Annotated in this window: 23 protein-coding genes; 17 read left to right on the top strand and 6 right to left on the bottom strand. The window is 43.2% G+C overall.

Annotation, left to right across the window (positions count from 1 at the left end):
- Window positions 1-89 precede the first annotated feature (89 nt).
- Complete coding sequence (locus tag HEQ19_11000; GenBank protein ID WYL99969.1) at window positions 90-1,679, top strand: glycoside hydrolase family 57 protein; 1,590 nt, start codon at window positions 90-92, stop codon at window positions 1,677-1,679.
- Between the two features lie 509 nt (window positions 1,680-2,188).
- On the opposite strand, the gene HEQ19_10990 is transcribed toward HEQ19_11000, so the two are convergent.
- On the bottom strand, window positions 2,189-3,211 hold the full coding sequence (locus HEQ19_10990; GenBank protein WYL99968.1) for a saccharopine dehydrogenase-like oxidoreductase: 1,023 nt from the start codon (window positions 3,209-3,211) through the stop codon (window positions 2,189-2,191).
- A gap of 335 nt (window positions 3,212-3,546) precedes the next feature.
- Between HEQ19_10990 and HEQ19_10985 the strand changes: the two genes are divergently transcribed.
- The 12 genes from HEQ19_10985 to HEQ19_10930 all read left to right on the top strand — a co-directional run bounded on the left by HEQ19_10985 (window position 3,547) and on the right by HEQ19_10930 (window position 9,174).
- Window positions 3,547-3,801: a hypothetical protein gene (locus HEQ19_10985; protein WYL99967.1), complete on the top strand. Its 255-nt coding sequence runs from the start codon at window positions 3,547-3,549 to the stop codon at window positions 3,799-3,801.
- 160 nt (window positions 3,802-3,961) lie between these two features.
- A complete protein-coding gene (locus HEQ19_10980) occupies window positions 3,962-4,441 on the top strand; it encodes an RNase H1/viroplasmin domain-containing protein (protein ID WYL99966.1) in 480 nt (159 codons plus the stop codon).
- 25 nt (window positions 4,442-4,466) lie between these two features.
- Complete coding sequence (locus tag HEQ19_10975) at window positions 4,467-4,715, top strand: DUF4926 domain-containing protein (GenBank protein WYL99965.1); 249 nt, start codon at window positions 4,467-4,469, stop codon at window positions 4,713-4,715.
- 110 nt (window positions 4,716-4,825) lie between these two features.
- Entirely contained in the window at window positions 4,826-5,020 is a 195-nt protein-coding gene (locus tag HEQ19_10970; protein ID WYL99964.1) for a hypothetical protein, read from the top strand.
- A gap of 97 nt (window positions 5,021-5,117) precedes the next feature.
- Window positions 5,118-5,372 carry a hypothetical protein gene (locus HEQ19_10965; protein WYL99963.1) on the top strand — a complete coding sequence of 85 codons (255 nt, stop codon included), beginning with the start codon at window positions 5,118-5,120 and terminating at the stop codon, window positions 5,370-5,372.
- Window positions 5,369-5,716: a type II toxin-antitoxin system RelE/ParE family toxin gene (locus HEQ19_10960; GenBank protein WYL99962.1), complete on the top strand. Its 348-nt coding sequence runs from the start codon at window positions 5,369-5,371 to the stop codon at window positions 5,714-5,716. The genes HEQ19_10965 and HEQ19_10960 overlap by 4 nt, the downstream gene beginning before the upstream one ends.
- An 88-nt stretch (window positions 5,717-5,804) precedes the next feature.
- Window positions 5,805-6,065, top strand: a complete 261-nt coding sequence (locus tag HEQ19_10955) for an AbrB/MazE/SpoVT family DNA-binding domain-containing protein (protein WYL99961.1) — start codon at window positions 5,805-5,807, stop codon at window positions 6,063-6,065.
- Window positions 6,059-6,382, top strand: coding sequence for a type II toxin-antitoxin system PemK/MazF family toxin (locus tag HEQ19_10950; GenBank protein WYL99960.2), 324 nt, complete (start codon window positions 6,059-6,061; stop codon window positions 6,380-6,382). The genes HEQ19_10955 and HEQ19_10950 overlap by 7 nt, the downstream gene beginning before the upstream one ends.
- Window positions 6,383-6,793: 411 nt before the next feature.
- The gene (locus tag HEQ19_10945; protein WYL99959.1) at window positions 6,794-7,006 is read left to right on the top strand and encodes a DUF2997 domain-containing protein; all 213 of its coding nucleotides are present in this window, start codon (window positions 6,794-6,796) and stop codon (window positions 7,004-7,006) included.
- Between the two features lie 42 nt (window positions 7,007-7,048).
- Window positions 7,049-7,435 (top strand): DUF1257 domain-containing protein, encoded by a 387-nt coding sequence (locus HEQ19_10940; GenBank protein WYL99958.1) that lies wholly within the window; start codon window positions 7,049-7,051, stop codon window positions 7,433-7,435.
- Window positions 7,435-7,896, top strand: a complete 462-nt coding sequence (locus HEQ19_10935) for a ferredoxin (GenBank protein WYL99957.1) — start codon at window positions 7,435-7,437, stop codon at window positions 7,894-7,896. Before HEQ19_10940 ends, HEQ19_10935 begins: the two co-directional genes overlap by 1 nt.
- 129 nt (window positions 7,897-8,025) lie before the next feature.
- Window positions 8,026-9,174, top strand: coding sequence for a transposase (locus HEQ19_10930; GenBank protein ID WYL99956.1), 1,149 nt, complete (start codon window positions 8,026-8,028; stop codon window positions 9,172-9,174).
- A 123-nt stretch (window positions 9,175-9,297) separates the two neighbouring features.
- Here HEQ19_10930 and HEQ19_10925 read toward each other — a convergent pair whose 3' ends face one another.
- The 4 genes from HEQ19_10925 to HEQ19_10910 all read right to left on the bottom strand — a co-directional run bounded on the left by HEQ19_10925 (window position 9,298) and on the right by HEQ19_10910 (window position 15,035).
- A complete protein-coding gene (locus tag HEQ19_10925) occupies window positions 9,298-9,576 on the bottom strand; it encodes a YiaA/YiaB family inner membrane protein (GenBank protein WYL99955.1) in 279 nt (92 codons plus the stop codon).
- Between the two features lie 230 nt (window positions 9,577-9,806).
- Entirely contained in the window at window positions 9,807-11,504 is a 1,698-nt protein-coding gene (locus HEQ19_10920) for a DUF4335 domain-containing protein (GenBank protein WYL99954.1), read from the bottom strand.
- A gap of 114 nt (window positions 11,505-11,618) precedes the next feature.
- Entirely contained in the window at window positions 11,619-12,224 is a 606-nt protein-coding gene (locus HEQ19_10915; GenBank protein WYL99953.1) for a DUF3038 domain-containing protein, read from the bottom strand.
- A gap of 330 nt (window positions 12,225-12,554) precedes the next feature.
- Window positions 12,555-15,035 (bottom strand): endonuclease MutS2, encoded by a 2,481-nt coding sequence (locus tag HEQ19_10910; GenBank protein ID WYL99952.1) that lies wholly within the window; start codon window positions 15,033-15,035, stop codon window positions 12,555-12,557.
- Between the two features lie 621 nt (window positions 15,036-15,656).
- Between HEQ19_10910 and HEQ19_10905 the strand changes: the two genes are divergently transcribed.
- The 3 genes from HEQ19_10905 to HEQ19_10895 all read left to right on the top strand — a co-directional run bounded on the left by HEQ19_10905 (window position 15,657) and on the right by HEQ19_10895 (window position 20,352).
- Window positions 15,657-16,328 (top strand): DUF1449 domain-containing protein, encoded by a 672-nt coding sequence (locus tag HEQ19_10905; protein ID WYL99951.1) that lies wholly within the window; start codon window positions 15,657-15,659, stop codon window positions 16,326-16,328.
- Window positions 16,329-16,348: 20 nt separating this feature from the next.
- On the top strand, window positions 16,349-18,448 hold the full coding sequence (locus tag HEQ19_10900) for a flotillin domain-containing protein (GenBank protein WYL99950.1): 2,100 nt from the start codon (window positions 16,349-16,351) through the stop codon (window positions 18,446-18,448).
- A gap of 740 nt (window positions 18,449-19,188) precedes the next feature.
- Window positions 19,189-20,352, top strand: a complete 1,164-nt coding sequence (locus HEQ19_10895; GenBank protein ID WYL99949.1) for a GuaB3 family IMP dehydrogenase-related protein — start codon at window positions 19,189-19,191, stop codon at window positions 20,350-20,352.
- Between the two features lie 185 nt (window positions 20,353-20,537).
- Here the strand turns inward: HEQ19_10895 and HEQ19_30885 are convergent, their stop codons facing one another.
- Window positions 20,538-20,672, bottom strand: a complete 135-nt coding sequence (locus tag HEQ19_30885; GenBank protein WZI67179.1) for a hypothetical protein — start codon at window positions 20,670-20,672, stop codon at window positions 20,538-20,540.
- A 293-nt stretch (window positions 20,673-20,965) separates the two neighbouring features.
- On the opposite strand from HEQ19_30885, the gene trxA reads away from it, so the two are divergent.
- Window positions 20,966-21,289 (top strand): thioredoxin, encoded by a 324-nt coding sequence (trxA, locus tag HEQ19_10890; GenBank protein WYL99948.1) that lies wholly within the window; start codon window positions 20,966-20,968, stop codon window positions 21,287-21,289.
- The last annotated feature ends 448 nt before the right edge of the window (window positions 21,290-21,737 follow it).

Raw genomic sequence — 21,737 nt, 5'->3', positions numbered from 1 at the left:
CACTAACTAATGTCACGATCCCAATAAAGTCTTAAAATATTGTTAATTTCCGCCTACCGGATCTTCACACGAACCACCCTGGAAGAATTATGGCTATTGGCTACGTCGCGCTTGTACTCCATGCACATCTACCCTTCGTCCGTCACCCAGAAAGTGACTATGTGTTGGAGGAAGAATGGCTCTATGAAGCTATTACAGAAACTTACATTCCCTTATTGAAGGTATTCGGGGGTTTAAAGCGAGACGGTATCGACTTTAAAATTACAATGAGTATGACACCGCCTTTGGTGTCAATGCTTCGAGATCCTCTGCTACAAGAACGCTACGACGCACATTTAGCCCAACTAGAAGAACTCATAGAGCTAGAAGCTGAACGTAATATCCATAATGGACATCTTCGTTATTTAGCCGAACATTACACTGCTGAGTTTAACGAGGCGCGTCGATTATGGGAACACTATAAAGGCGATTTGGTAACAGCCTTTAAGCAATACCAAGACAGTAATAACCTAGAAATCATTACTTGCGGTGCTACCCACGGCTACCTACCCCTGATGAAAATGTACCCACAAGCTGTGTGGGCACAAATTCAGGTGGCTTGCGAACACTACGAAGAAACTTTTGGACAAGCACCCAGAGGTATTTGGTTGCCAGAATGCGCCTACTATGAAGGTGTAGAGCGGATGTTGGCTGATGCAGGGTTGCGCTATTTCCTCACTGATGGACATGGTATTTTATACGCCCGTCCTCGTCCTCGGTTTGGCACTTATGCGCCAATTTTTACCGAAACTGGTGTTGCGGCTTTTGGGCGTGACCATGAATCTTCACAGCAGGTATGGTCCTCAGAGGTGGGTTATCCTGGTGCGGCGGAATACCGGGAATTTTACAAAGATTTGGGCTGGGAGGCTGAATATGAGTACATCAAGCCCTACATCATGCCCAATGGTCAGCGGAAAAATACGGGCATTAAGTATCATAAAATTACTGGACGGGGTTTAGGGTTATCTGATAAGGCACTCTATGACCCTTATTGGGCAAAGGAAAAAGCAGCAGAACATGCTGCTAACTTCATGTATAACCGTGAGCGCCAAGCCGAGCATTTACACGGAATTATGGGGCGATCGCCAATTATCGTTTCGCCCTATGATGCAGAGTTATTTGGTCACTGGTGGTATGAAGGTCCTTGGTTCATTGATTACCTGTACCGCAAGTCATGGTATGACCAAGGAACCTATGCTATGACCCACTTAGCTGATTATCTACGGACAAATTCAACACAGCAAGTTTGTCGTCCTTCTCAGTCGAGTTGGGGTTTCAAGGGTTTCCATGAGTATTGGTTGAATGATACAAATGGGTGGATTTACCCACATTTGCACAAAGCAGCTGAACGCATGATTGAACTCTCGCGCCTAGAACCAGAGGATGAATTGCAATGGAAGGCGCTGAATCAAGCAGCGCGGGAACTGCTATTAGCCCAATCTTCTGACTGGGCGTTTATTATGCGGACGGGAACAATGGTACCCTATGCAGTCAGAAGAACGCGATCGCACCTCATGCGGTTTAATAAACTTTACGAAGAGGTGAAAGCTGGTAAAGTCGATAGCGGTTGGCTGGAAAAAGTTGAATTAATGGATAATATTTTCCCCAGTATTAACTATCGCGTCTACCGTCCGGTGTAGATAGGGGTTATATGGGTATAATCCAATACGGTTAAATTGGCGCTAAAAACCTGAAAGAGCGTAGGTTGGGTTGACGAAGGTAGCTTGCTTGCCGTAGGCTAACCCAACTTATGATTCTGATTTTGAACGCACCCCATCTAAATCGGAGATTATAGATGGGGATTCTTACGCTATGCAGCTTTTAGACTACGCAGCGTTCCCAGAGTTACTGGCGTTCTCAGTGTGTCGTTAGAACTTTCGCTGACGAAAACTCTAGAAAAGGTTTTATCTCCCATAGTTAGACAATACCAATATCTAGCACCGATGTTATAAGATGCTGATAAGAAAACACGCCCTAGTCCCGCGATTTCAAACTATTTGTTTAGCCGGATAAATTTTTAGATACCCCTAAATCCACACGATATGATACCAGCTTCCGGGGCACGGCAATGCCGTGCCCCCACTCGCTCCTACATGTGTCAGCGTTTTAGTGGTATTGTATAAGACTTTGAAATCGCGGGACTAGCCCCTCACTTGACAAACTGAGGCATAATTTCAGCAGCGGTAAAGATACCGTAAATACCGCGTTGGTGCAGTTGTTTACCAGCTTTGAGATAACCAAATGCAGGGCCGCAAACGTTGGCTGCCATGCTGGTTTCATCTCCTAAAGTAAAGGTATGGGTGGAAATTTTGCCTTCAAAGGTGCGCCCTGTAACCTTAACGTTGGTGCTGAGTGGTTTTTTAGGATTGCGGGTATCGACTACACCACCAACAGTAACGCGATCGCGTCCCACTATTCCCGCTACCTCTAACATCACATCATCGGCGTGTTCCATATTTTCTAAGGTAAGCACGCCATTAGTTTTATCCAGCAACGCTGCTACTTCGGCGTCAGTCATCGCCCTAGCTGTTTCTACAGTGTATCCTGGCATATGACCTATATCTTCCCGCACCGTGGCGCGGTAAGCTTCCCAATTGGCAATTCCTACACCAAAGGTAATTTCTACTTTGTGAATTTCGGCGTAGCTTTGGGCGGCTAAGGCGGCGGCGGCTGTTAATAATCCTGGTGTTGCACCGCACCCAGTCATATAAGTAATTCCCGCAGCTTCCAATTCTGCTTTCATTGCTAGCAGTTGTTCTACAGCCGTGGTACGCTTAATTGCATCCACCAGCACACCCCGCCAACCAGATTTAATAAACTCTTTGGCTACAGAGGGGATAAAATCATTAGGCAGGTTGGGTAAAGCCAGAAAATAACCATCTACAGATTGTGTAGTGGCGATTAAATCCTGAATACTATTGTTTGTTAAAGTGCCCACAGGCTCTAAATAACCTACTGAACCTTGAGCTTGGTAAGTTGCAATGCAAGCATCTGTTTTTAAACCCTCAGCAGCATAGGCGTAACCCTTTTGATCTGCTGCTGCGACTAAAATCATTTCCCGTTTACCAGCCAGTACCTTGGCTGCTGCTTGTCCGAGTCCGCCAAAACCCAGTACTCCGATGCGTATCGCTGGCGAAATATTTAGAGAACCGTTGACTTGTTCTGGATTCATAGTCAATTAGTTAAGTTGAATCGAAAGCTTTCAGCATCTCAGCTTGTGGCTGAGGGCTTTGAGCTATAGAGGTTAATTATCGTTCATTATCCTGGGTTATTCCATTGGCAGAGTCGTTTTTTTACCGGAAATTCTTTCTGGGAGGTTTGGGCTTGGGTAAATTGTCGCCAGAACTATGAAATACTGGATTTAAGGGATTTTATGAAAAATTAACCAAAAACACCTGCTAGTATAGTCAATAGATGAAGAAATGTATCGAACTGGCAATGTCTATTTATTAGCTGGCTATAGCGAAGAACTGGAGTTTCAAATTCTACCCAACGGGGAGTTTGCTGATGAGCCGCGTTAACTATGATGCCATGTCTAATGCAGAATTGAGAGAGTATTTTCTCAAACATCGTAAAGATGACGCTGCATTTCAGGCGTACTTAAACAGAATTAATCAACGTCCACTCAGAATTATTGCATCTCTCAACGACCCTGATTTTGATGAAAAGGTTCAGCTAGCTATTCGTCAAAAGTTAGAAGCTGGAAGAAATAGTAGTAACCAGTCGTCTAACACAGCATTGGAGTCAAAAGGTCAAGATTGATCTGTGAGATTGATTTGCGTCTAGATGAAATCATTTCCGTGTTTTAGCTGAGTTGATAGCCTGGAAATTGATTCGGCGTTTTCTAGTATTTAAATATGTTGAATATTTATAGGATGGATATAATTGTTTATTAGAAAACAAATGTTTAATGGTAAATTAAATGGCATCCAACAAATATTACGTTGTTTTCAAGGGTCGAAAGACAGGTATATTCACAACCTGGGAAGAATGTGAAAACCAAACCAAAGGTTTTAGTGATGCGCGACATAAATCTTTTAAAACTAGAGAAGAAGCAGAAGCAGCATTTAATCGGCTTCCAAATGCAGAAAATGCAGTAGTTGACATTTGTAAACTAAGTGACTACTGTCTCAATCCAGAACATAATGAAGGAAAAAATAAAACCTGTCTCTTTTCATCAATTCTGGGTATGACAGCAGACTATGCTGAGGAATTACGCCAGATTCTTTTAGAAACAGTCAAAACGCATGAGGTTAAATTGGGACGACGTGATGAATTTGGACAACGCTACATACTAGATTTCACCCTAGAATGGCAAAATAGAAGTGCGACCATTCGCAGTGCTTGGATTATCGAAAATGATTCTGATATCCCAAGATTAACAACCTGCTATCCTCTGTAATATCTGGAAGTGATAGAAATAGAAGATGACTAAAAATACAGTCAAGTTGCTTGATATAGTAGCACTAACAGTTGATCTGCCTGAATATCATCTGTACCGTGGTCAAGTTGGTACAGTAGTAGAATTATTAGCTGGTGGCGCTGCGTTTGAGGTGGAATTTAGCGATCGCAATGGGCGTACTTACGAATCTGTCGGTTTACGTCCAGAGCAAATAATGGTGTTACGTTTTGAACCAGCATCTCCTGATTCAGTACCTGAAATGGTGAAAGTCTAGCTAGAGCGTAACCCAACATTAGATAAGCTGTCTTATATTACTATAAATATGCGCGATCGCCTGTTGTAGTACCAAAACGTGAATAACTACACAAGGAAATTAAAAACGAAATGGAAGACGAATTACGTCCTGAGTATGACTTTGCTCAAATGAAAGGTGGGGTTAGGGGTAAGTATGTTGATCGATATCGTGCAGGGACAAATTTAGTGCTTTTAGATGCTGATGTTGCCCAAGCTTTTCCCAATGATGAAGCAGTAAATACAGCATTGAGATTGTTAATTCAGATTGCCCAGCGCCAACAGTAGCAATATTATTATATATTCTGCCCAACCAGAAAACGCGCATTTTTCAGACACTCTGACATAGAATGATATCTAGAAACATAAGGCAAAATATCCGATTATGGCGATTGTTGTTTCCCTTAGCCCAGAATTAGAAGCACGACTGCGCCAGAAAGCTGCACAGCAAGGACAAGATGTTAGTTTCGTTGCAGCACAGTTGTTAGAGGCTGTCCTAGAGTGGGATCTGCAAGACTCAGAAGCAGCTATTAAGGGTATTCAGCAAGGATTAGAAGATTTTGAAGCTGGTAGATTCCGTTCATTTGATGATTTTGCTGACGAGCAGCGTCGCAAATATAACCTACCAGCCGACGCATGAAATACCATATTGAAATCTCTAGTGTAGCTGAAGCTGAAGCAGACAACGCATTTTTACAGTTGTCTCAAGTTACTTCTCTTGAGAGGGCGAGTCAGTGGTATGCAGGATTACTAAAAGTAATTGAGTCTTTATCGCAAATGCCAAAGCGATGTTCTCTAGCTAGAGAAAATGATTATTTTAGCCAAGAAATTCGCCAGATAATTTACGGTCGAGGGCGCAACTCATACCGAATAATTTTCACGATTTTGGTAGGAGAAGAAATATCGACAGTGCGTGTTCTTCATATCCGTCATGCTGCACAGCAGACCCTTGGTGAAGCACCGGATGACTCTGAGACGACCTGACCAATACGGTTAAGTTAAGGCTAAAATTCAATTGACAAAATCCTGACTTGTAGTTACAATGTAATTACGAATCAGGAAAATTATCCTCATGGGGACAGCAATTAGAACCCGTATCGTGAAAATCGGTAACTCTCAAGGTATCCGCATTCCTAAACTTTTGCTGGAACAAAGCGGTATAGATGAAGAGGTGGAGATTGAAATTCAAGATAGTCACCTAATTGTCCGTCCTGCCTCGCGATCGCGCAAAGGGTGGGAGGCAGCCTTTGCTACAATGGCAAAGAGAGAAGACGATGCTCTGCTTGATGATAATCTAACTACAGAGTGGGAGCATCTAGATTGGCAGTGGTAGTCAATAGATTTGATGTATTTTTGATTAATCTCGACCCGACAATTGGCAGTGAAATTCAGAAGACAAGACCCTGCGTAGTAATTTCACCAGATGAGATGAACAAATATATTGCTACTGTCATTGTTGCTCCGATGACAACTAAACGACAGTCTTATCCAACTCGTGTTGCTTGTCAATTTCAGGGTAAAGATGGGCAAATTGTTCTGGATCAAATTCGTACAGTTGACAAAACTAGATTAGTCAAAAAATTAGGTCAGATTAGTTCTGATGAACAAAAAGCCGTTTTAGATACGTTGGCTGAAATGTTTGCTGAATAAGGCTATAGAGTAGAGAGCAAGGCTGAGTGCTTCAAGAATTTATGCCATACCAGAATAGGGGTAATTCAATGATAATGATAAAGTTTTTCAATTAATTGCATATTTTTGTAACTGACTTTACTGGCTATACTACTCGTAATGCCTGTGGTTAGGACATTCTAGCGCTGATTGTCCTAGGCAACTTTTACCTTGACTAATCCAGGAGATTAAGAGAAACTAACTAGAGACTGATGTGAGCGCTAATTAAAATAATAACTTTTGTAAAGATTCTGAGATATATATTTTGAAATATGGAACATTAGTTAACAAATGGCAAGTTTGTATCTAAGTATAAATGTTCCCAGGGCTATATATTTTTAGCCTCTAGTTACGGGACACAGTTCAAGCGTACTATCGTGGTTGGCGAAGCGCATGGAGACATTAGAGTTCATAATCTATCCAGATGGTCGGGTACAAGAGAAAGTCACTGGGATTGTGGGTGCTTCTTGTGCTGAAGTTACCGCAGCAATAGAAGCACAGCTTGGACTTGTAGTGAGTCATGAACCAACCTCAGAATTTTTCGCCGCTCATCAGGTGCAGCAATCTGTTGTGGCAAATACACAAGCCACGTTCAGCGAATGGTAAGTTTTCAACATAGTAGTTTACTGTCATTGAATTACAATCACCATGTCACACTTTAGCCAAATTAAAACTCAAATCCGTAACCTTGAATCTTTGAAAGATGCTCTGACTGGTTTAGGTATCGATTGGAAGCCCGGTCCACAGGAAGTACGCGGTTATCAAGGTCAAACCCATCCTGCGGAAATTGCAATTGAGCAGGAAAATGGCTATGATATCGGCTTTAGATGGAATGGCAAAGAATACGAACTAGTAGCTGATTTGCAATATTGGCAACAAGACCTCTCAGTAGATGGATTCTTGCGCCAGGTAACGCAGCGGTATGCATACCAAACAGTTGTCAAAGAAACTGCTCGTGTTGGGTTTGAAGTTGCAGAACAACAACAACAAAAAGATGGTTCTATTCGCCTAGTAGTACAGCGCTGGAGTGCGTAATGGCTGAGTTTTTGCCGTCGTGGGAAGCACAAGAAGACAATCGCAGCGGTTTAGAGCCAGAATTAGGTGGTTTTTTACGGGATGACCCCGAACGGTCTGGTTTAGAGCCGGAATTAGGCGGTGTGTTGCGACAAAAGGGTGTTTATGTAGACGAACTCACCTGTATTGGGTGTAAGCACTGCGCCCACGTGGCACGGAACACCTTTTATATTGAACCAGATTATGGGCGATCGCGTGTAGTTCGCCAGGATGGGGATACAGAAGAGGTGATTCAAGAAGCGATCGACACCTGTCCGGTTGATTGCATTCACTGGGTTGATTACACCAACCTGAAACAGTTAGAAGAAGAGCGTAAATATCAGGTAATTCCTGTGGTGGGTTATCCGGTAGATCATGCTGTAGCTTCTGGTGAGCGACGGCGTAAAAGACAAAAATTAAAGAACAAAAAATCCCGTTATTAAAATATAAATTTCAATCAATATAATCAAGAGCTGGTTCTACCAGCTTTTTTATTGCACCATATTGCCGTATTACTAAAGAAATGGGTTTAAAGCCTCGCCCTTCTAGGGCAACTTTGATATAATATTGCCATGATCACACTAAAGTTTAAGTTGTATGAACACAAAAGGAATAGACACCTGAAACGGATGATCAACGCCGCAGGGATAATCTATAACCATTGTATTGCTCTACATAAACGGTACTATCGCATGTGGAGCAAACACTTAAACTGTGCAAAACTCCAGTCTCATATTGCCAAATTAAGAAAACGGCATCAATTTTGGCAATCAATAGGTTCTCAAGCAGTGCAAGATATCTGTCAACGCATAGAGAAAGCCTACCAATTGTTTTTTAAACATAATAAGAAAGGAGTCAGACCACCGAATTTTAAAAAGGTTAAAAAATACAAATCATTCACGCTTAAACAAGCAGGTTATAAACTCTTAAGTGGGAATAGAATTAAAATTGCCAATCGAGTTTATCAATTTTGGAAATCTAGAGAGGTAGAGGGCAAAATCAAAACATTAACCATTAAACGCACTGCACTAGGTGAGTTATTTATGGTGATTGTAGTTAATAATGAATTAAAACCAGAAATTAAATCAACGACTGGTAAAATAGCGGGGTTTGATTTCGGATTGAAGACATTTCTAACTTGCTCTGATGGAACTTTAATTGATTCTCCACAATTTCTCAAGCAATCTTTGAATGCTATTAAGAAAGCTAGTAAAAACCACTCCAAAAAGGTAAAACGGTCAAATAATCGTGAAAGAGCTAGAAAGAATTTAGTTCGTCAACATGAAAATGTTTGTAACCGCAGACGTGATTGGTTCTGGAAATTAGCTCATCAATTGACAGACAAGTTTGATGTTTTATGTTTTGAAACCCTAAACCTCAAAGGTATGCAACGTCTTTGGGGTAGAAAAATATCAGATGTAGCTTTTGGAGAATTTCTCCAAATATTGTCATGGGTAACTAAAAAGAAAAACAAACAACTTGTTTATATAGATCAATGGTATCCATCTAGTAAAACTTGTTCTCATTGTGGGCATATTTTAGAGAATCTAGATTTATCCATAAGACAGTGGCGTTGTCCATCTTGTCAATCAATTAATGGACGTGATGAAAACGCCGCGAGAAATATTCAAATGGTTGGGGCATCAACCATTGGGTTAGGTGATGTTAGACTGGCAAGAGCCAGCAATTGCTGTTTGACTCCAGAATCTGGGACCTTTTAGGGCGGGGAGTATGTCAAATGTATTTTCAGGTAAATAGACCACTGGGTAGGGGCGCAAGGCCTTGCGCCCCTAAAAATATCTCATGACAAATGATAAATGAGGACTTACTGAATAACGCAACTCTTATTTGAGAGGATCGTGCTGTGAGAGTAATTTTTCTACTTTTGCTTCGTCGATTCTAGCGGCTAGTTTTTTCGCTTCATGTAAGTCTCTGCTGGTTTTGGCTAAATTAAAAGTTGAGCCAAGAGAGAAAGCCAAACCCATACCCATAAAGCCTTTCACCCAGCTATCCACAGGTAAGTTAACAATACCAAAGGTGGTCATTGAAATCGAAAGGACAAAAGCAGCCCATGTTTGAATAATCCAAGCTGTACTGTCTTTTTGAGGGCCAAGTGTTTGCATATTCCTAACCTTTTAAAGTGGGGATTTAAATTTTATTGTATAGATTAGTACAGCCAACTATGATAGCGGTATTACCAGTTTTGCAACTGGACTGCAAAAGGCTAGTTCTATAGTTCATAGCCTCTGGTCTCAAATGACAGCTAAGAGGTTAACTTGCTCAAATTACTCAAATTAGCACAGGGGAAAATATATATGCCAGTTTCATAAGTGTCATAAGCATATTCACGGAACTATTCAGTTTCTGGAAATATTTGTACCTTGCCTTCAGGACTAAAAACAGCGCGAATTCTGACATTTTTGCCGTATCTATTCCCAGAAACAAAGGGTTTACCAATGTTAGGCATCCCAGCCATGTCAACGTAGTCTCTTGCTGCCTTATTCAGGGGCAAAATTGCTTCAATGGTGCCGTCAACACCTAGGGTCAAACTATATTCTAGTGTTTGTGCGAAGCCCGTGGGTGGCTGCCAGCGTTTTTGGAAGTATTCTCTAGCCTCTGCTAGTTGGGGTGTATCAAACAAGCTGTTAGTGGAGACTTCTGTGGATGAAGGTGGCTGACTTGCGGTTCTCAATTGATCAGCTAATGAAATCCCCTCAGACACCGGAGAAGAATTATTAATTCCTGGGGAAATTTCCGGGGTTTTTCCTGGCGATAAAGCTAATTTAGGGGGATTGGATATGGTACCAAGAAACGGACTGTCTTTTGGGGGATTGGGGGGGGTGCTGGTTTCAGGAGATAGGTTTGGTGGTAGATTCCGTCTTTTTGGAAGACCATAGTTACCAGGGGGAACTGACGCTGTAGTATTTTGCGGAGGATTTGGTTGAATTGAAATTGGTGGGCTACCGATTGTGGTGGGTGCTGGTATATTCTGTTGTGGAGTGCCAGAAAAGATGGGATTCGTTCCCTGGGGTAGAGTCGGTAAACTGGGAGATGTTGACGAGGCTATGGGGAAATTACTAATAGGTAATTTTGGAGTTGCTATAGAGACAGGAGTTTTAGGTAATTTTGGGGTTGTTCTAGATAAATCGAAACTAGGGGCTGTTAGCGGTACAGTAGGCAAACTACCGTTAGGAGGTGGCGGAGTAGAGCCTAAAATTGGTTGGGATAGTAAAGAAGGGTTGCTATTCTTAGCAAACTGTAAATTATCTGGGGGGGTGAGTCCGGGTTGAGGTGTGGGAATGTTGAGTGAGGCTGAGGGTTCAAGGGCAATTTTTTCTGGTGCTGGTGCAGATTTTTGGGCTATCTGTGGCTGCTTAGTCTTGGCATTACTATTGACATATTGCCAGGTTAATGGTAATAAACCCACACCTAATACCAGCACAGCCGCGACAGATGTCCAAGCAGGCCAGGTAAAACTAGAAGTGGTGTTGTTGAGAGTTGGTAACGCCATGACATCAGCCGAGTATTCATCTAGGGCGGTTGCTAAATCAAAGAGTTGTAGCAGGCTCAGTTGAATTACAGGGCCAGTTGAATGGTTGGCGAGGGAACCAAGGAACAGGTTGTGAGTCAAATAGGTGCTTGGTTCTAAATATATTGTTGTCCTTGGTAAATGGGAGCTAAAGGACTTTAATGTTTGGGTATTAGCTGATAATGAAGGGTTGTGAACAGCTGTGAATTCTGCGCCATCAGTTACTTTGCTCGAATCCTCAGGTTCTGAGAAACTGAGCCAAAAACTTTCTGGCGGTTGTTGCAGAAAATTTTGTACGTAGCTGCTGACCGCATCACACAAGGCTTCGAGCTGGTCGCGATCGCCCCGAATGGGTAATCTACGCTCTTCTGGTAGTCGCGGATCATCAAAGTGTAACTCAAAGCTTAACTGTTTGAGGACTGTTTTCCCCATCCAACGGGACAAAGGTGAACTTTGCGCCAATACTTCTAGTGTACAGGTGGGGGGAGTGTAGCGACGAATGACAGAATTAGATAGAGGCATGGCAGAAATTGCGGGAGAGACAATTTAGGAATTGGGATATTGCGAAAAGTTCTCAGAAAGGTCTCCCGACCTAGCAAACTTTTCCAGATCGATTTTGGATGACAAATCTAGAGTCTAAAATTTAGTCGAACCGTCTATCAGTGCTAACCAGAGACGGCGGTGTCCACCAGGGGCGCTATAGAATAGTAAATCTATCAGTAGTTTTAATGCTAGGTGGGTAAGTAAGTCGGTAGAGATTTCCTGATTTTCTTCCATCCGTTCTTGGTAGGTGTTGCAAAAACTATCGATATAATCTCCAAGTAAAGCAGCCTGATGAGGTTCCCGACGACTTTGGGCCATTTGTTCTAATAGACTAACAGCACGGCGAATCAATTCTTGGTGCTGTTTGGCGAGGAAGCAGGTAATCAGCACAAGCGATCGCGCTTCTTCCACATCTAGTTTTTTTCGCCCTCCTTGACCTTTCCGCAGGGGATTTGACTGGCGTAGTCGCCATAAAGCTACCCGATCTGGCACTCTGGACTCTAAATTCAGATTATTTGCTGCTGTGAGCATTGCTTCCGAACCAATCCCTGTGAAAGTTTCTAGCGCCAATAGCACCAAGTCTAACTGGGTTTTGATATTGTCCCATTGAACTGTGTTTGGGGCTGGGAGCTTAATTAAATCCTCCCATTGGGAATTTGGAGTTGCTGAATCGGCGGCCGAATACATAACTTTTAGCATAGGTGATCGGGCTGATAGGGAATGTTGCTGTTACCCATTTTGAAACAAGACTCTTAAGCAATCCGGTTGGTTTCCCTTGACATCTCCCCTCGCTAGAAGCAAGGGGATTCTAAACTGATGTTGCGAAGTGCGGCTATAAGCCGTACTGGGCTTCGCCCCGCAACGCTTACGCAACGTTTACGATATGATTTATTTAATCGCGTAAACAAATCAATTCGTTGTGGCACTGCCAAAGATGCCCTACCCACCTCGGCTAAGTTTAAACGTAGTTGCTTTATGAGTGGCATCTTTGCGTATATTAGTAATACGTCGATGCAGTTTAGGTATTCTCTATTCAACATAAGCAACGGTGACACCACTACCACCGTCTGCTTGTTCTGCAGGTTCGTAGTGGCTAACTCTGGGATGGTGCTGCAAATAGGCGTGAACACCTTGGCGCAACTTACCAGTTCCATGTCCGTGAATAATCCATACTGGGCCTGTAGCTTCGGAAATTGCTTTGTCTAATATGAATTCGGAGTCAGCTACCCGGTTTCCGCGCAAATCTATGGTATTTTTGGAAGTACGAATTGCTAGGGCTGGTGGTGGTGGTGGTGTAACTGCTACTGGGGCTGGTTTGGCTTTGACCACTGGTTCAGGTTTTTGACCATCCAAAGATTCCACATCTTCCAGCTTCACTGTCATCTTCATGATGCCAAAGCGTACAGTTAACTCACCATCCTCATTGGGGGCGGTTAATACTTCTGCTGTTTGCCCTAATTTGGGGATACGGAGGCGATCGCCCACTTTCGGGATAAAGCCAATTTTTGGTTTGGCTGGTGCTGCGGGCTGATATTGCTGGGAAATTTGATTTAACGCATTGGTGGCTTGTTGGGCATCTTGACCTGTGGGTGTCCCTTGTTGCAAGTGGCGAATTACTTGAGCAATTTCACCTTTTGCTTGGGCGATCGCCTGCTGTACTGCGATTTCTTGGGAAGCCCGCAAAGCCTGTTCTCTTTCTTGTAAAGCTGCGGCTTTTGCGGATACTTCTTTGTATAAACGTTCAGCTTGCTGCAATAAATTTTGGGCTTCAGTGGCTTTAGTTTCCTGGCGTCTGCGTTGGGCTTCTAAGCCAGCAATGACCTGGTTAACTTCATCTGTAGCCCCACCCAGTTGAGTTTTTGCCTGTTCGATGACTTCTGCTTTCAGCCCCAAACGGCCAGCAATTGCCAAAGCGTTAGAACGTCCAGGAATTCCCCACAGTAACCTGTAGGTGGGCGATAGGGTACTTTCATTAAATTCTACAGAGGCATTCTCAAACCGCTCATCTTCGTATTTTAGGGCTTTGAGTTCCCCAAAGTGCGTGGTGGCAATCGTTAATTGGGCGTGGTCAGCCAGATATTGCAACAGGGCGATCGCTAAAGCACTACCCTCAGCGGGGTCAGTACCTGCGCCGACTTCATCGAGTAGGACTAGGGATTGGGGATTGGGGATTGGGGATTGGGGATGAGTAACTTCCCCATCCCCAGTTAAGAGTCCCTGTTCCCCACTTTCCAGTACCTTTTCCCCAGTCCCCAGTTCCCCATCGCCAGTCCCTAAAGCATCCAAAATCCGACTGATGCGACGGATGTGACCGGAAAATGTGGATAAACTTTGCTGTAGGGATTGTTCATCGCCAATATCTGCCAATACCTGGTCAAACCAAGGTATTTCTACTGGTTCACGGGCGGGAACAAATAAACCGACTTTCGCCATTAATGCTGCTAATCCCAGGGTTTTCAAGGTCACGGTTTTCCCCCCGGTATTTGGACCAGTAATTGTCACTACCCGAATCTGGGAATTAATTAGTAAATCTACGGGTACGACTGCTTGACCTTGTTCGTGTTGCTGCTGCCAGACTAACAGCGGATGACGCAAATTGCGTAAGGTGATGGTTTCTTTTTCCGCCCAATCGATAAATCGGGGGGGATTGGCACCTAACCAGAAGCTATAACGGGATTTAGCGGTTGCTAAATCCAAGGTGGTCACAATTGCTAATAATCTTTCTAAATCGGGTTTAACGGCGGCTACTTGCTGCGTCAACAGGCGGCGAATTGCTTCTTCTTCTGCTTGCTCTTTTCTTTGCACCTGGCGTAATTGATTACCCAGGGGCACAACAGAATTAGGCTCTATATAAAGAGTTGCCCCGCTGGTCGATGTATCGTGAACAATGCCGGGGATAACGTCTTTGTGGGTAACTTTCACCGGGATCACAAAGCGATCGCCTCTTTGGGTAATCAGTTGTTCCTGGACTGCCCCAGATTTAGCTTGTAAAATATTTTGCAGTTTCTGACTGATTTGAGTGCGTATTCTCCGCAGGTCTGTGCGAATTTCCCCTAGCTTGACGCTAGCGCGGTCGGTTACTTGACCTCGTTCATCGATACAGCGGTGAATTTCCTGTTCTAGTTCGGGATAAGTCCGTAAATCGGCGACTAACTCCGTCAGGATGGGCAAATCTAACTGGTTGTCAATGACACGCCGTAAATTTCTCGCACCAGCCAGGGTAGTGGCGATCGCTAAGAGTTCATCTCCTAGCAAAATTCCGCTAAGTTCGGCTCGTTCTAGGGAATCACCAATATCTTGAATTCCCTCAAAGGATAGACCTGTAGTGAGACGACTTTCAAGTTGGTAGATTTCCTTGGTGTAATCTAACAATCGAATACTTTCCGTTACCGATGACGGAATTTGCAGATGACGTGAGGCTATAGCTCCCAGCTTAGTGGCGGCAAATGTTGCCAAATGCTGGGAGAGACGATGCCATTCGAGTAGTTCTAGGGTTTCAGATTGGATCAAAGCTTCAATATCTAATCTGAAATTATTTTGACATACTCAGACAAGAGAAAGTTCAGGGATTGTGGATTCAAACACCAACAGGAGGCATAGCCCGTCTTCCATCACTGAGCAACAACAGACAATGCCCTGCATGTTGCCACTATTGTACCAAAAAGCCGCTCCTTTAGGACGGCGGCTCTAGACCCAAATTTTCGGTAACAATTCTATCTCGTCTGCGGCTGACTCTGGGAGGATGTTTAAAAGGATGTTGTTGGTGAATCAAGGGTTAAGAACTGTTCTCAAATTACGCGAATGGCACTAATGTACGCTCAAGAGAAAAATCTGGGCAATAATTCCCATATTTACCCAGATATACACACAATTTATCGAGCAGCCGCTAACCCTAAATTCGCCTGTAGCATCCTTAAACAAGTCGGGGATCTTGTTGTTCACGAATGATTGAGGATTTATATATTATCCAAAATTAACCTTTTATTTAATTTTTTATAAGATTGTTGTGCTTATGCAACAATCTTTGTATCAATGAAAATAAATTTTAATTGAGAGATTTATGTATAGTAGTAGTTTTTTGTTAGATTAGATTTAGCGAAATTACCAGCCATAAATAATTAACTTAATTGTATGCTGTTTAGCACAGCCAACTTGCCCTATTGGATTTTCTTAGGCATGGGAGTCTTGTTGTTCTTATTCGTAATTGTTTCTGGTGGAGGAGACCAAGACATTGATATCGATGCAGATGCCGACTTAGAAGTTGAGACAGAAAGCGAATTTAGCTTTGGACAAGCATTGGCATGGATAGGCATTGGTAAAGCACCTTTTATCTTATTACTGGCAACAGATTTGAGTTTGTGGGGTGTATTGGGGTGGATGTTGAATGTTTGGGTAGGTGGGATTTTAAATGGAGTTCCTAGTGGTTTTTTCGGCAGTATTGTGTTATTTGGTTCGCTAGTTATCAGCTTATTCACAGGCGGGTTGATAGCGCGACCAATTGGGAAAATTTTTGCTGAATTTGGGGAAGATGCAAGCAGTGATCGCTTAATTGGCTGTGTTGGTACTGTGACTTCTGCTTACATTCCTGCCGAAAATTTGGGCAAAATTGGTCAGGTTGATGTGATAGATACAAAACGCAATCTGGTGACGATTAGTGCTGTTTTACCAGAATGGGCAACCGTTGCACCAGAACGTGGGGAAAAAGTTATCGTTATTGAACTCAAGCCACGAATTTACACAGTTATTACTAAAGATAGTCCCGATCAAGAACGTTGGCTAGCTAACACACCTCGGAAAAAATAACTTTACTGATAGGAAAAGATATGTTATTTTGGTTGACTTTTATCCAATCTTTGCCGATTTCTCCAGTAGCTGAAATCTCACAAATCCAGTTAGAACCAAAGACTAATCAAACTACATTAATTTCACAAACACTTCCTGTAAGAGTACAACCCACAATTGCTCAAATCAATAGTGGGGTGGTATTTCCGGGAGTGATTGCTGGTTTAGTTTTATTGCTGCTATTGAGCCTGTTTGCTTATACGCGGGTTTATGTAGTCACACCCAACAACGAAGCTTTCGTGAGAACTGGGGGTCTTTTTATTAAACAAAAATCGGTGATTCTCTATGGTGGCTGCATTGTCATTCCTGGATTTCATCAACTAACCCGTGTACCCCTGCGAGAAATTTCGATAGATGTTGAACGTACAGGAAAACTTGCTGTGCGTACCAAAGATTATTTACGAGCAGATATCCGAGTAACCTTTTATGTATGTATTAACGCTTCAGAAGAAGATGTTTTGACAGCAGCCGCTAGACTATCGCAAAATGGCAAAATCACACCAGAAGATATTAAAAATGCTTTAGATAAACGAGCAGATGATGCTATTCGTGCGGCAGCAAAAACGAAGGATTTAGCAGAGATTGATTCTGATAAATTAGGGTTTGCTCAAGAAGTATTGAATCTAGTTGAACCAGATTTGAAGAAGGTAGGATTAACTCTCAATAACATTGCCATTTCCGAAATATTAGAAAGTCTCACTTATGATCCAGAGAATTTCTTTGATGCTCAAGGTGTGAGATTGCGGACAGAAATTATTCAGCGTTCCATTCAACAAAAGCGAGAAGTTGAGTTAGCAACCCAAGTGGCAATTGAGCAAAAAGAACTAGATGCTCAAAAGCGATCGCTACAAATTACCCAAGAACAAGAAAGTGCTAAACTAGAGCAAAAATTGCAAGTTGAAGCATTAAAAGCGCAGCGAGAACGAGAAATTCAAGAATCGAAAGATCGAGAAGCCGCAACAGTACGCCGTACCAAAATCTTGCAAGAAAAAGCCGTTGAAGAAGAAGAAATCCGCAAAAAACTAGCAGTACAACAAAGCCAAATTGAAGCAGATATTGCTTTAGAAGAGAGAAATAAAGTTTTAAAAGTAGCCCAAGCACTGCAAAAACAAGAAGCGGAAATAGCCGAAATTACCCGCCAACAAACTGTAGAATCGGGTAAACTGCAAGCGCAAGTGCAGATAGTCGAGAGAAAACTAGCAGTACAGCAAAGCCAAATTGAAGCAGATATTGCTTTAGAAGAGAGAAATAAACTGTTAAAGGTAGCCCAAGCACTGCAAAAACAAGAAGCGGAAATAGCCGAAATTACCCGCCAACAAACTGTAGAATCGGGTAAACTGCAAGCGCAAGTGCAGATAGTCGAATCAGAAAGACTAGCAAGATTAGCGCAAGAAGACGTAGCCATTGCGATATCCAACAAAAAACGCGAAAGTTTTCTCGCCCAAGCCGAACAAGCCAAAGCCGAAGAATCAGTCCGCACAGCTGGTGAAGTAGAAAAAGCCGAACGTACCAAACGCTTATCGTTAATTGCTGCAGAAAGAGAAGCCCAAGAACGCAGTATTAGCGATCGCAACGTCGTCGAAATCGATGCTTTCCGCCGTCGCCGTCAAGCAGAAATTGCCCAACAAGCCGCAGAACTCGAAGCCGAAGCCATTCGCATCCTCGCCGAAGCTAAACGAGATCAAGATTTAGCCGAAGCCGCAGGTATTCAAGCGAAAATTGCCGCCGAAAACACTATCAGTAATGCCAACCTAACTGCAAAAATTATCACCAATATTTGGCCAGAATTAGTAGATAAACTGCCAGAAATCGTCACCGCTTTAGCCCCCCAACCAGGAGTTTTAGGCGAAACGCGAATTTACTCATTTCCGGGAACAAATGGTAGCAATGGTGGACAAGATATCAATAAACTGCTTCTATCCACCAGTGGACTTTCCCTGATTAATACCCTACTCGAAGAAGGCAAATTAGGAGAATTAATTGGTCAAATCAGTCAAGTAGTCCGAGGTAATAACCCAGTAATAACTGACACATCAAACGTGATTTCTCAAGCTAACCCACCAACAGGAACCCTGACTTAGCATAATACAGAAATTGGTTAAGTTAAAACACATATTCATCGTTGACAGTCAACCAATTTTGGATTTTAGATTTGCTTTCTTCGCAGCGTAAAGCCTGCGGCCTACCTGCGCTTTACGCGTAGCGTCCCGTAGGGAACGTAGAGAAGTATGTGACACTCCTACACCAATTGCAAGCAATGTGGTGTAGGCTTCCGAGTCCTGTTAAGGATATCAGGAACTTCTTTAGTGGTACTCCATTTTTCCCACCACAGCATTTTATAGTGAGGTACGTGCCCTGCCCCACTCTTGGTCTTAAAAAAATTCCAAGTTCAACCTAGTTTCCTTGAAAATTTTACTTACAGGAGGCAACAACGCATACACGGTTGCATTTCCCTATAAAACCCCATATTTTCAGTTTTCTTGGCGCAGCCTCTCCCTTTGGGAGAAGGTACTATGTTAGACCAGCATTTTAGGCTTTGTCGTCACTGATATATTCTACCAAGAAGTGATTACCTATCTCAAGATATTGATAAAAACTCAACTGCCCTCTAATCTGTTTTACCTGCGGTAAAAAACAATTAGAGGGGGTCTCGTTTTTATCCCGTCATTCATCCCACACCAACTTCGGGTATGGTGTGGGGCTTCTGCCGGGTTAAGCTAAAATTCGGAGGGTCAACACGATTATGGTTCATAAAAAAAACCGCTCCAAGTCCCCCCACAATTTGATACCCTAGCTTAAACAGAATTGAGAAAAGTTAAGCGTGGACATTCAACTTGGGCGGGGAAAAACAGCTCGTAGAGCCTACGGAATTGATGAAATTGCCTTAGTCCCCGGTAACAGAACACTCGATCCGAGTTTAGCCGATACTAAGTGGCGCATCGGTAATATTGAGCGAGAAATCCCCATAATTGCCAGTGCAATGGATGGGGTAGTCGATGTGCGAATGGCTGTGCGCTTGTCGCAGTTAGGCGCATTAGGAGTCCTCAATTTAGAGGGTATCCAGACTCGCTATGTTAACCCAGATCCGATTTTAGATCGGATCGCTGCAGTGGGAAAAGATGAATTTGTCAGCCTGATGCAGGAACTCTATGCCGAACCAATAAAACCCGAATTAATTAGCCAACGTATTCAGGAAATTAAACAACAAGGTGGGATTGCGGCGGTCAGTGCGACCCCAGCAGGAGCAAGCAAATACGGTAAAGCCGTCGCCGAAGCAGGGGCTGATTTATTTTTTATCCAAGCTACCGTAGTTTCTACGGCACACTTGTCACCAGAATCTTTAGTACCACTAAATTTAGCAGAATTTTGCCGTTCCATGCCCATTCCCGTGGTATTGGGGAATTGCGTGACATATGAAGTCACCTTGAATTTGTTGAAAGCTGGCGCCGCTGCGGTACTAGTAGGAATTGGTCCTGGGGCTGCTTGTACATCCCGTGGGGTATTGGGAGTGGGTGTACCCCAAGCAACAGCGATCGCCGACTGTGCCGCCGCCAGAGACGATTATTATCAGGAAACTGGTATTTATATCCCAGTGATAGCCGATGGCGGTTTAATCACTGGCGGCGACATCTGTAAGTGCATAGCCTGCGGTGCCGATGGCGTGATGATAGGTTCTCCCTTTGCCAGAGCCGCCGAAGCACCAGGAAGGGGATATCATTGGGGAATGGCAACTCCCAGCCCTCTATTGCCCCGTGGCACCCGCATCCGCGTCGCCACCACTGGTACACTAGAACAAATACTCATCGGACCTGCCGCACTCGATGACGGTACTCATAATCTGTTGGGAGCCTTAAAGACTAGCATGGGCACCTTGGGAGCTAAAAACATTAAAGAAATGCAGCAAGTTGAAGTAGTGATTGCTCCTTCCCTTTTAACTGAGGGTAAAGTGTACCAAAAAGCTCAACAATTAGGTATGGGTAAGTAAGGGGACTGGAGACTGGGGACTGGGGATTAGGAGTCAAGAGTCAAGAGTCAAGAGTCAAGAGTCAAGAGTCAAGAGTCAAGAGTCAAGAGTCAAGAGTCAAGAGTCAAGAGTCAAGAGTCAAGAGTCAGGAGTCAGGAGTCAAGAGTCAAGAGTCAAGAGTCAAGAGTCAGGACTGCAAACAAAGTTTATTGATTGACCCAATCCCCAATCCCCAATCCCCAATCCCCAATCCCCAATCTCCAATCCCCAATCCCCAATCCCCAATCTCCAATCCCCAATCCCCAATCCCCAATCCCCAATCCCCAATCCCCAATCCCCAATCCTTAAATAAATTTTTCCAGACTCTTAAACAATTTCTGGAAAAATCCTATATCTCACCTACAATAGAGATAGCGGAGACGCATGTTTCCGTTCACTCCTCACACCACACTCCGCCCGGACTACTGTTCGGGCGGTTCCTTATGTTTATTTCTAAGCTGTAGTTTCTGCTATGGTAGAATTTTTACGAAACCCAGAAATACAATTGGCAGAGTATGTAAATTCTAAGCTGTAGTTTTCGCTATGGTAGAATTTTTACGAAACCCAGAAATATAATTGGCAAAGGTTTTTAGGCATGTCAGCAGCCGAACAAGTTACGGATTCCACGTTTAAGCAGGAAGTACTCGACAGCGAAGTACCCGTTTTAGTTGATTTTTGGGCGCCCTGGTGCGGTCCATGCCGAATGGTAGCACCTGTGGTAGACGAAATAGCCACTCAGTACGGTGATCAATTAAAGGTTGTTAAAGTGAATACTGATGAGAATCCTAATGTCGCCAGTCAGTACGGTATCCGCAGTATTCCCACATTAATGATTTTTAAAGATGGGCAAAAAGTTGATATGGTTGTCGGTGCCGTGCCTAAAACTACATTAGCTAACACTTTGGAAAAGTATCTTTAAAACTCAATCCGCAATTAAATGCTTTTGAGTAGCCCATTTGGTCTAGTTTTAGGTAAATATTTGTAAACAAGTTTGAGAGGCGCGAAACCTCGCGCCTCAATAAAACCTTACTTTTCAAGGCATAGCTAAGGACTAGAGTCCCTTGGACTAGGGGCTAGGGGAATCCGGGAATGACATCAAGGGTTTGAGTAATTTAGAATGTCCTAACCACCTTGGCAATTGCTATATGTCCAAAAAGCAATGCCTAATTTCATCCCCCAGCACCATTTCCTCAGAAGCAATACGCATAATTGATAGCCTTTTTCCTTGTAGGAGAGAGGTTTATTTGCGCTGAACTACTTAATCTTTATGAAAAAGTATGATCCTCAGCTTGAGTTATAATTTATATACAGCAAATTGCAGGTAAATGAGATACAAATTTGAAGAACAAAGCCATATACCAAGAGAC

The sequence above is a fragment of the Gloeotrichia echinulata CP02 genome, from assembly GCA_038087035.1.
Taxonomy (GTDB): Bacteria; Cyanobacteriota; Cyanobacteriia; order Cyanobacteriales; family Nostocaceae; genus Gloeotrichia; species Gloeotrichia echinulata.
The sequence above is the reverse complement of the archived record's forward strand: the minus strand, read 5'-3'. Positions and strand labels throughout refer to the sequence as shown.

Excerpts from the sequence above, each read along its gene's own strand:
- HEQ19_10945 (WYL99959.1), top strand. The coding sequence starts at position 6,794 with ATGGAGACATTAGAGTTCATAATCTATCCAGATGGTCGGGTACAAGAG.
- HEQ19_10920 (WYL99954.1), bottom strand. The coding sequence starts at position 11,504 with ATGCCTCTATCTAATTCTGTCATTCGTCGCTACACTCCCCCCACCTGT.
- HEQ19_10960 (WYL99962.1), top strand. The coding sequence starts at position 5,369 with ATGAAATACCATATTGAAATCTCTAGTGTAGCTGAAGCTGAAGCAGAC.
- HEQ19_10990 (WYL99968.1), bottom strand. The coding sequence starts at position 3,211 with ATGAATCCAGAACAAGTCAACGGTTCTCTAAATATTTCGCCAGCGATA.
- HEQ19_10935 (WYL99957.1), top strand. The coding sequence starts at position 7,435 with ATGGCTGAGTTTTTGCCGTCGTGGGAAGCACAAGAAGACAATCGCAGC.
- HEQ19_10900 (WYL99950.1), top strand. The coding sequence starts at position 16,349 with ATGTTATTTTGGTTGACTTTTATCCAATCTTTGCCGATTTCTCCAGTA.
- HEQ19_10970 (WYL99964.1), top strand. The coding sequence starts at position 4,826 with ATGGAAGACGAATTACGTCCTGAGTATGACTTTGCTCAAATGAAAGGT.
- HEQ19_10930 (WYL99956.1), top strand. The coding sequence starts at position 8,026 with ATGATCACACTAAAGTTTAAGTTGTATGAACACAAAAGGAATAGACAC.
- HEQ19_10955 (WYL99961.1), top strand. The coding sequence starts at position 5,805 with ATGGGGACAGCAATTAGAACCCGTATCGTGAAAATCGGTAACTCTCAA.
- HEQ19_10985 (WYL99967.1), top strand. The coding sequence starts at position 3,547 with ATGAGCCGCGTTAACTATGATGCCATGTCTAATGCAGAATTGAGAGAG.
- HEQ19_10915 (WYL99953.1), bottom strand. The coding sequence starts at position 12,224 with ATGCTAAAAGTTATGTATTCGGCCGCCGATTCAGCAACTCCAAATTCC.
- HEQ19_10975 (WYL99965.1), top strand. The coding sequence starts at position 4,467 with ATGACTAAAAATACAGTCAAGTTGCTTGATATAGTAGCACTAACAGTT.
- HEQ19_10925 (WYL99955.1), bottom strand. The coding sequence starts at position 9,576 with ATGCAAACACTTGGCCCTCAAAAAGACAGTACAGCTTGGATTATTCAA.
- HEQ19_10905 (WYL99951.1), top strand. The coding sequence starts at position 15,657 with ATGCTGTTTAGCACAGCCAACTTGCCCTATTGGATTTTCTTAGGCATG.
- HEQ19_11000 (WYL99969.1), top strand. The coding sequence starts at position 90 with ATGGCTATTGGCTACGTCGCGCTTGTACTCCATGCACATCTACCCTTC.
- HEQ19_10980 (WYL99966.1), top strand. The coding sequence starts at position 3,962 with ATGGCATCCAACAAATATTACGTTGTTTTCAAGGGTCGAAAGACAGGT.
- trxA (WYL99948.1), top strand. The coding sequence starts at position 20,966 with ATGTCAGCAGCCGAACAAGTTACGGATTCCACGTTTAAGCAGGAAGTA.
- HEQ19_10940 (WYL99958.1), top strand. The coding sequence starts at position 7,049 with ATGTCACACTTTAGCCAAATTAAAACTCAAATCCGTAACCTTGAATCT.
- HEQ19_10965 (WYL99963.1), top strand. The coding sequence starts at position 5,118 with ATGGCGATTGTTGTTTCCCTTAGCCCAGAATTAGAAGCACGACTGCGC.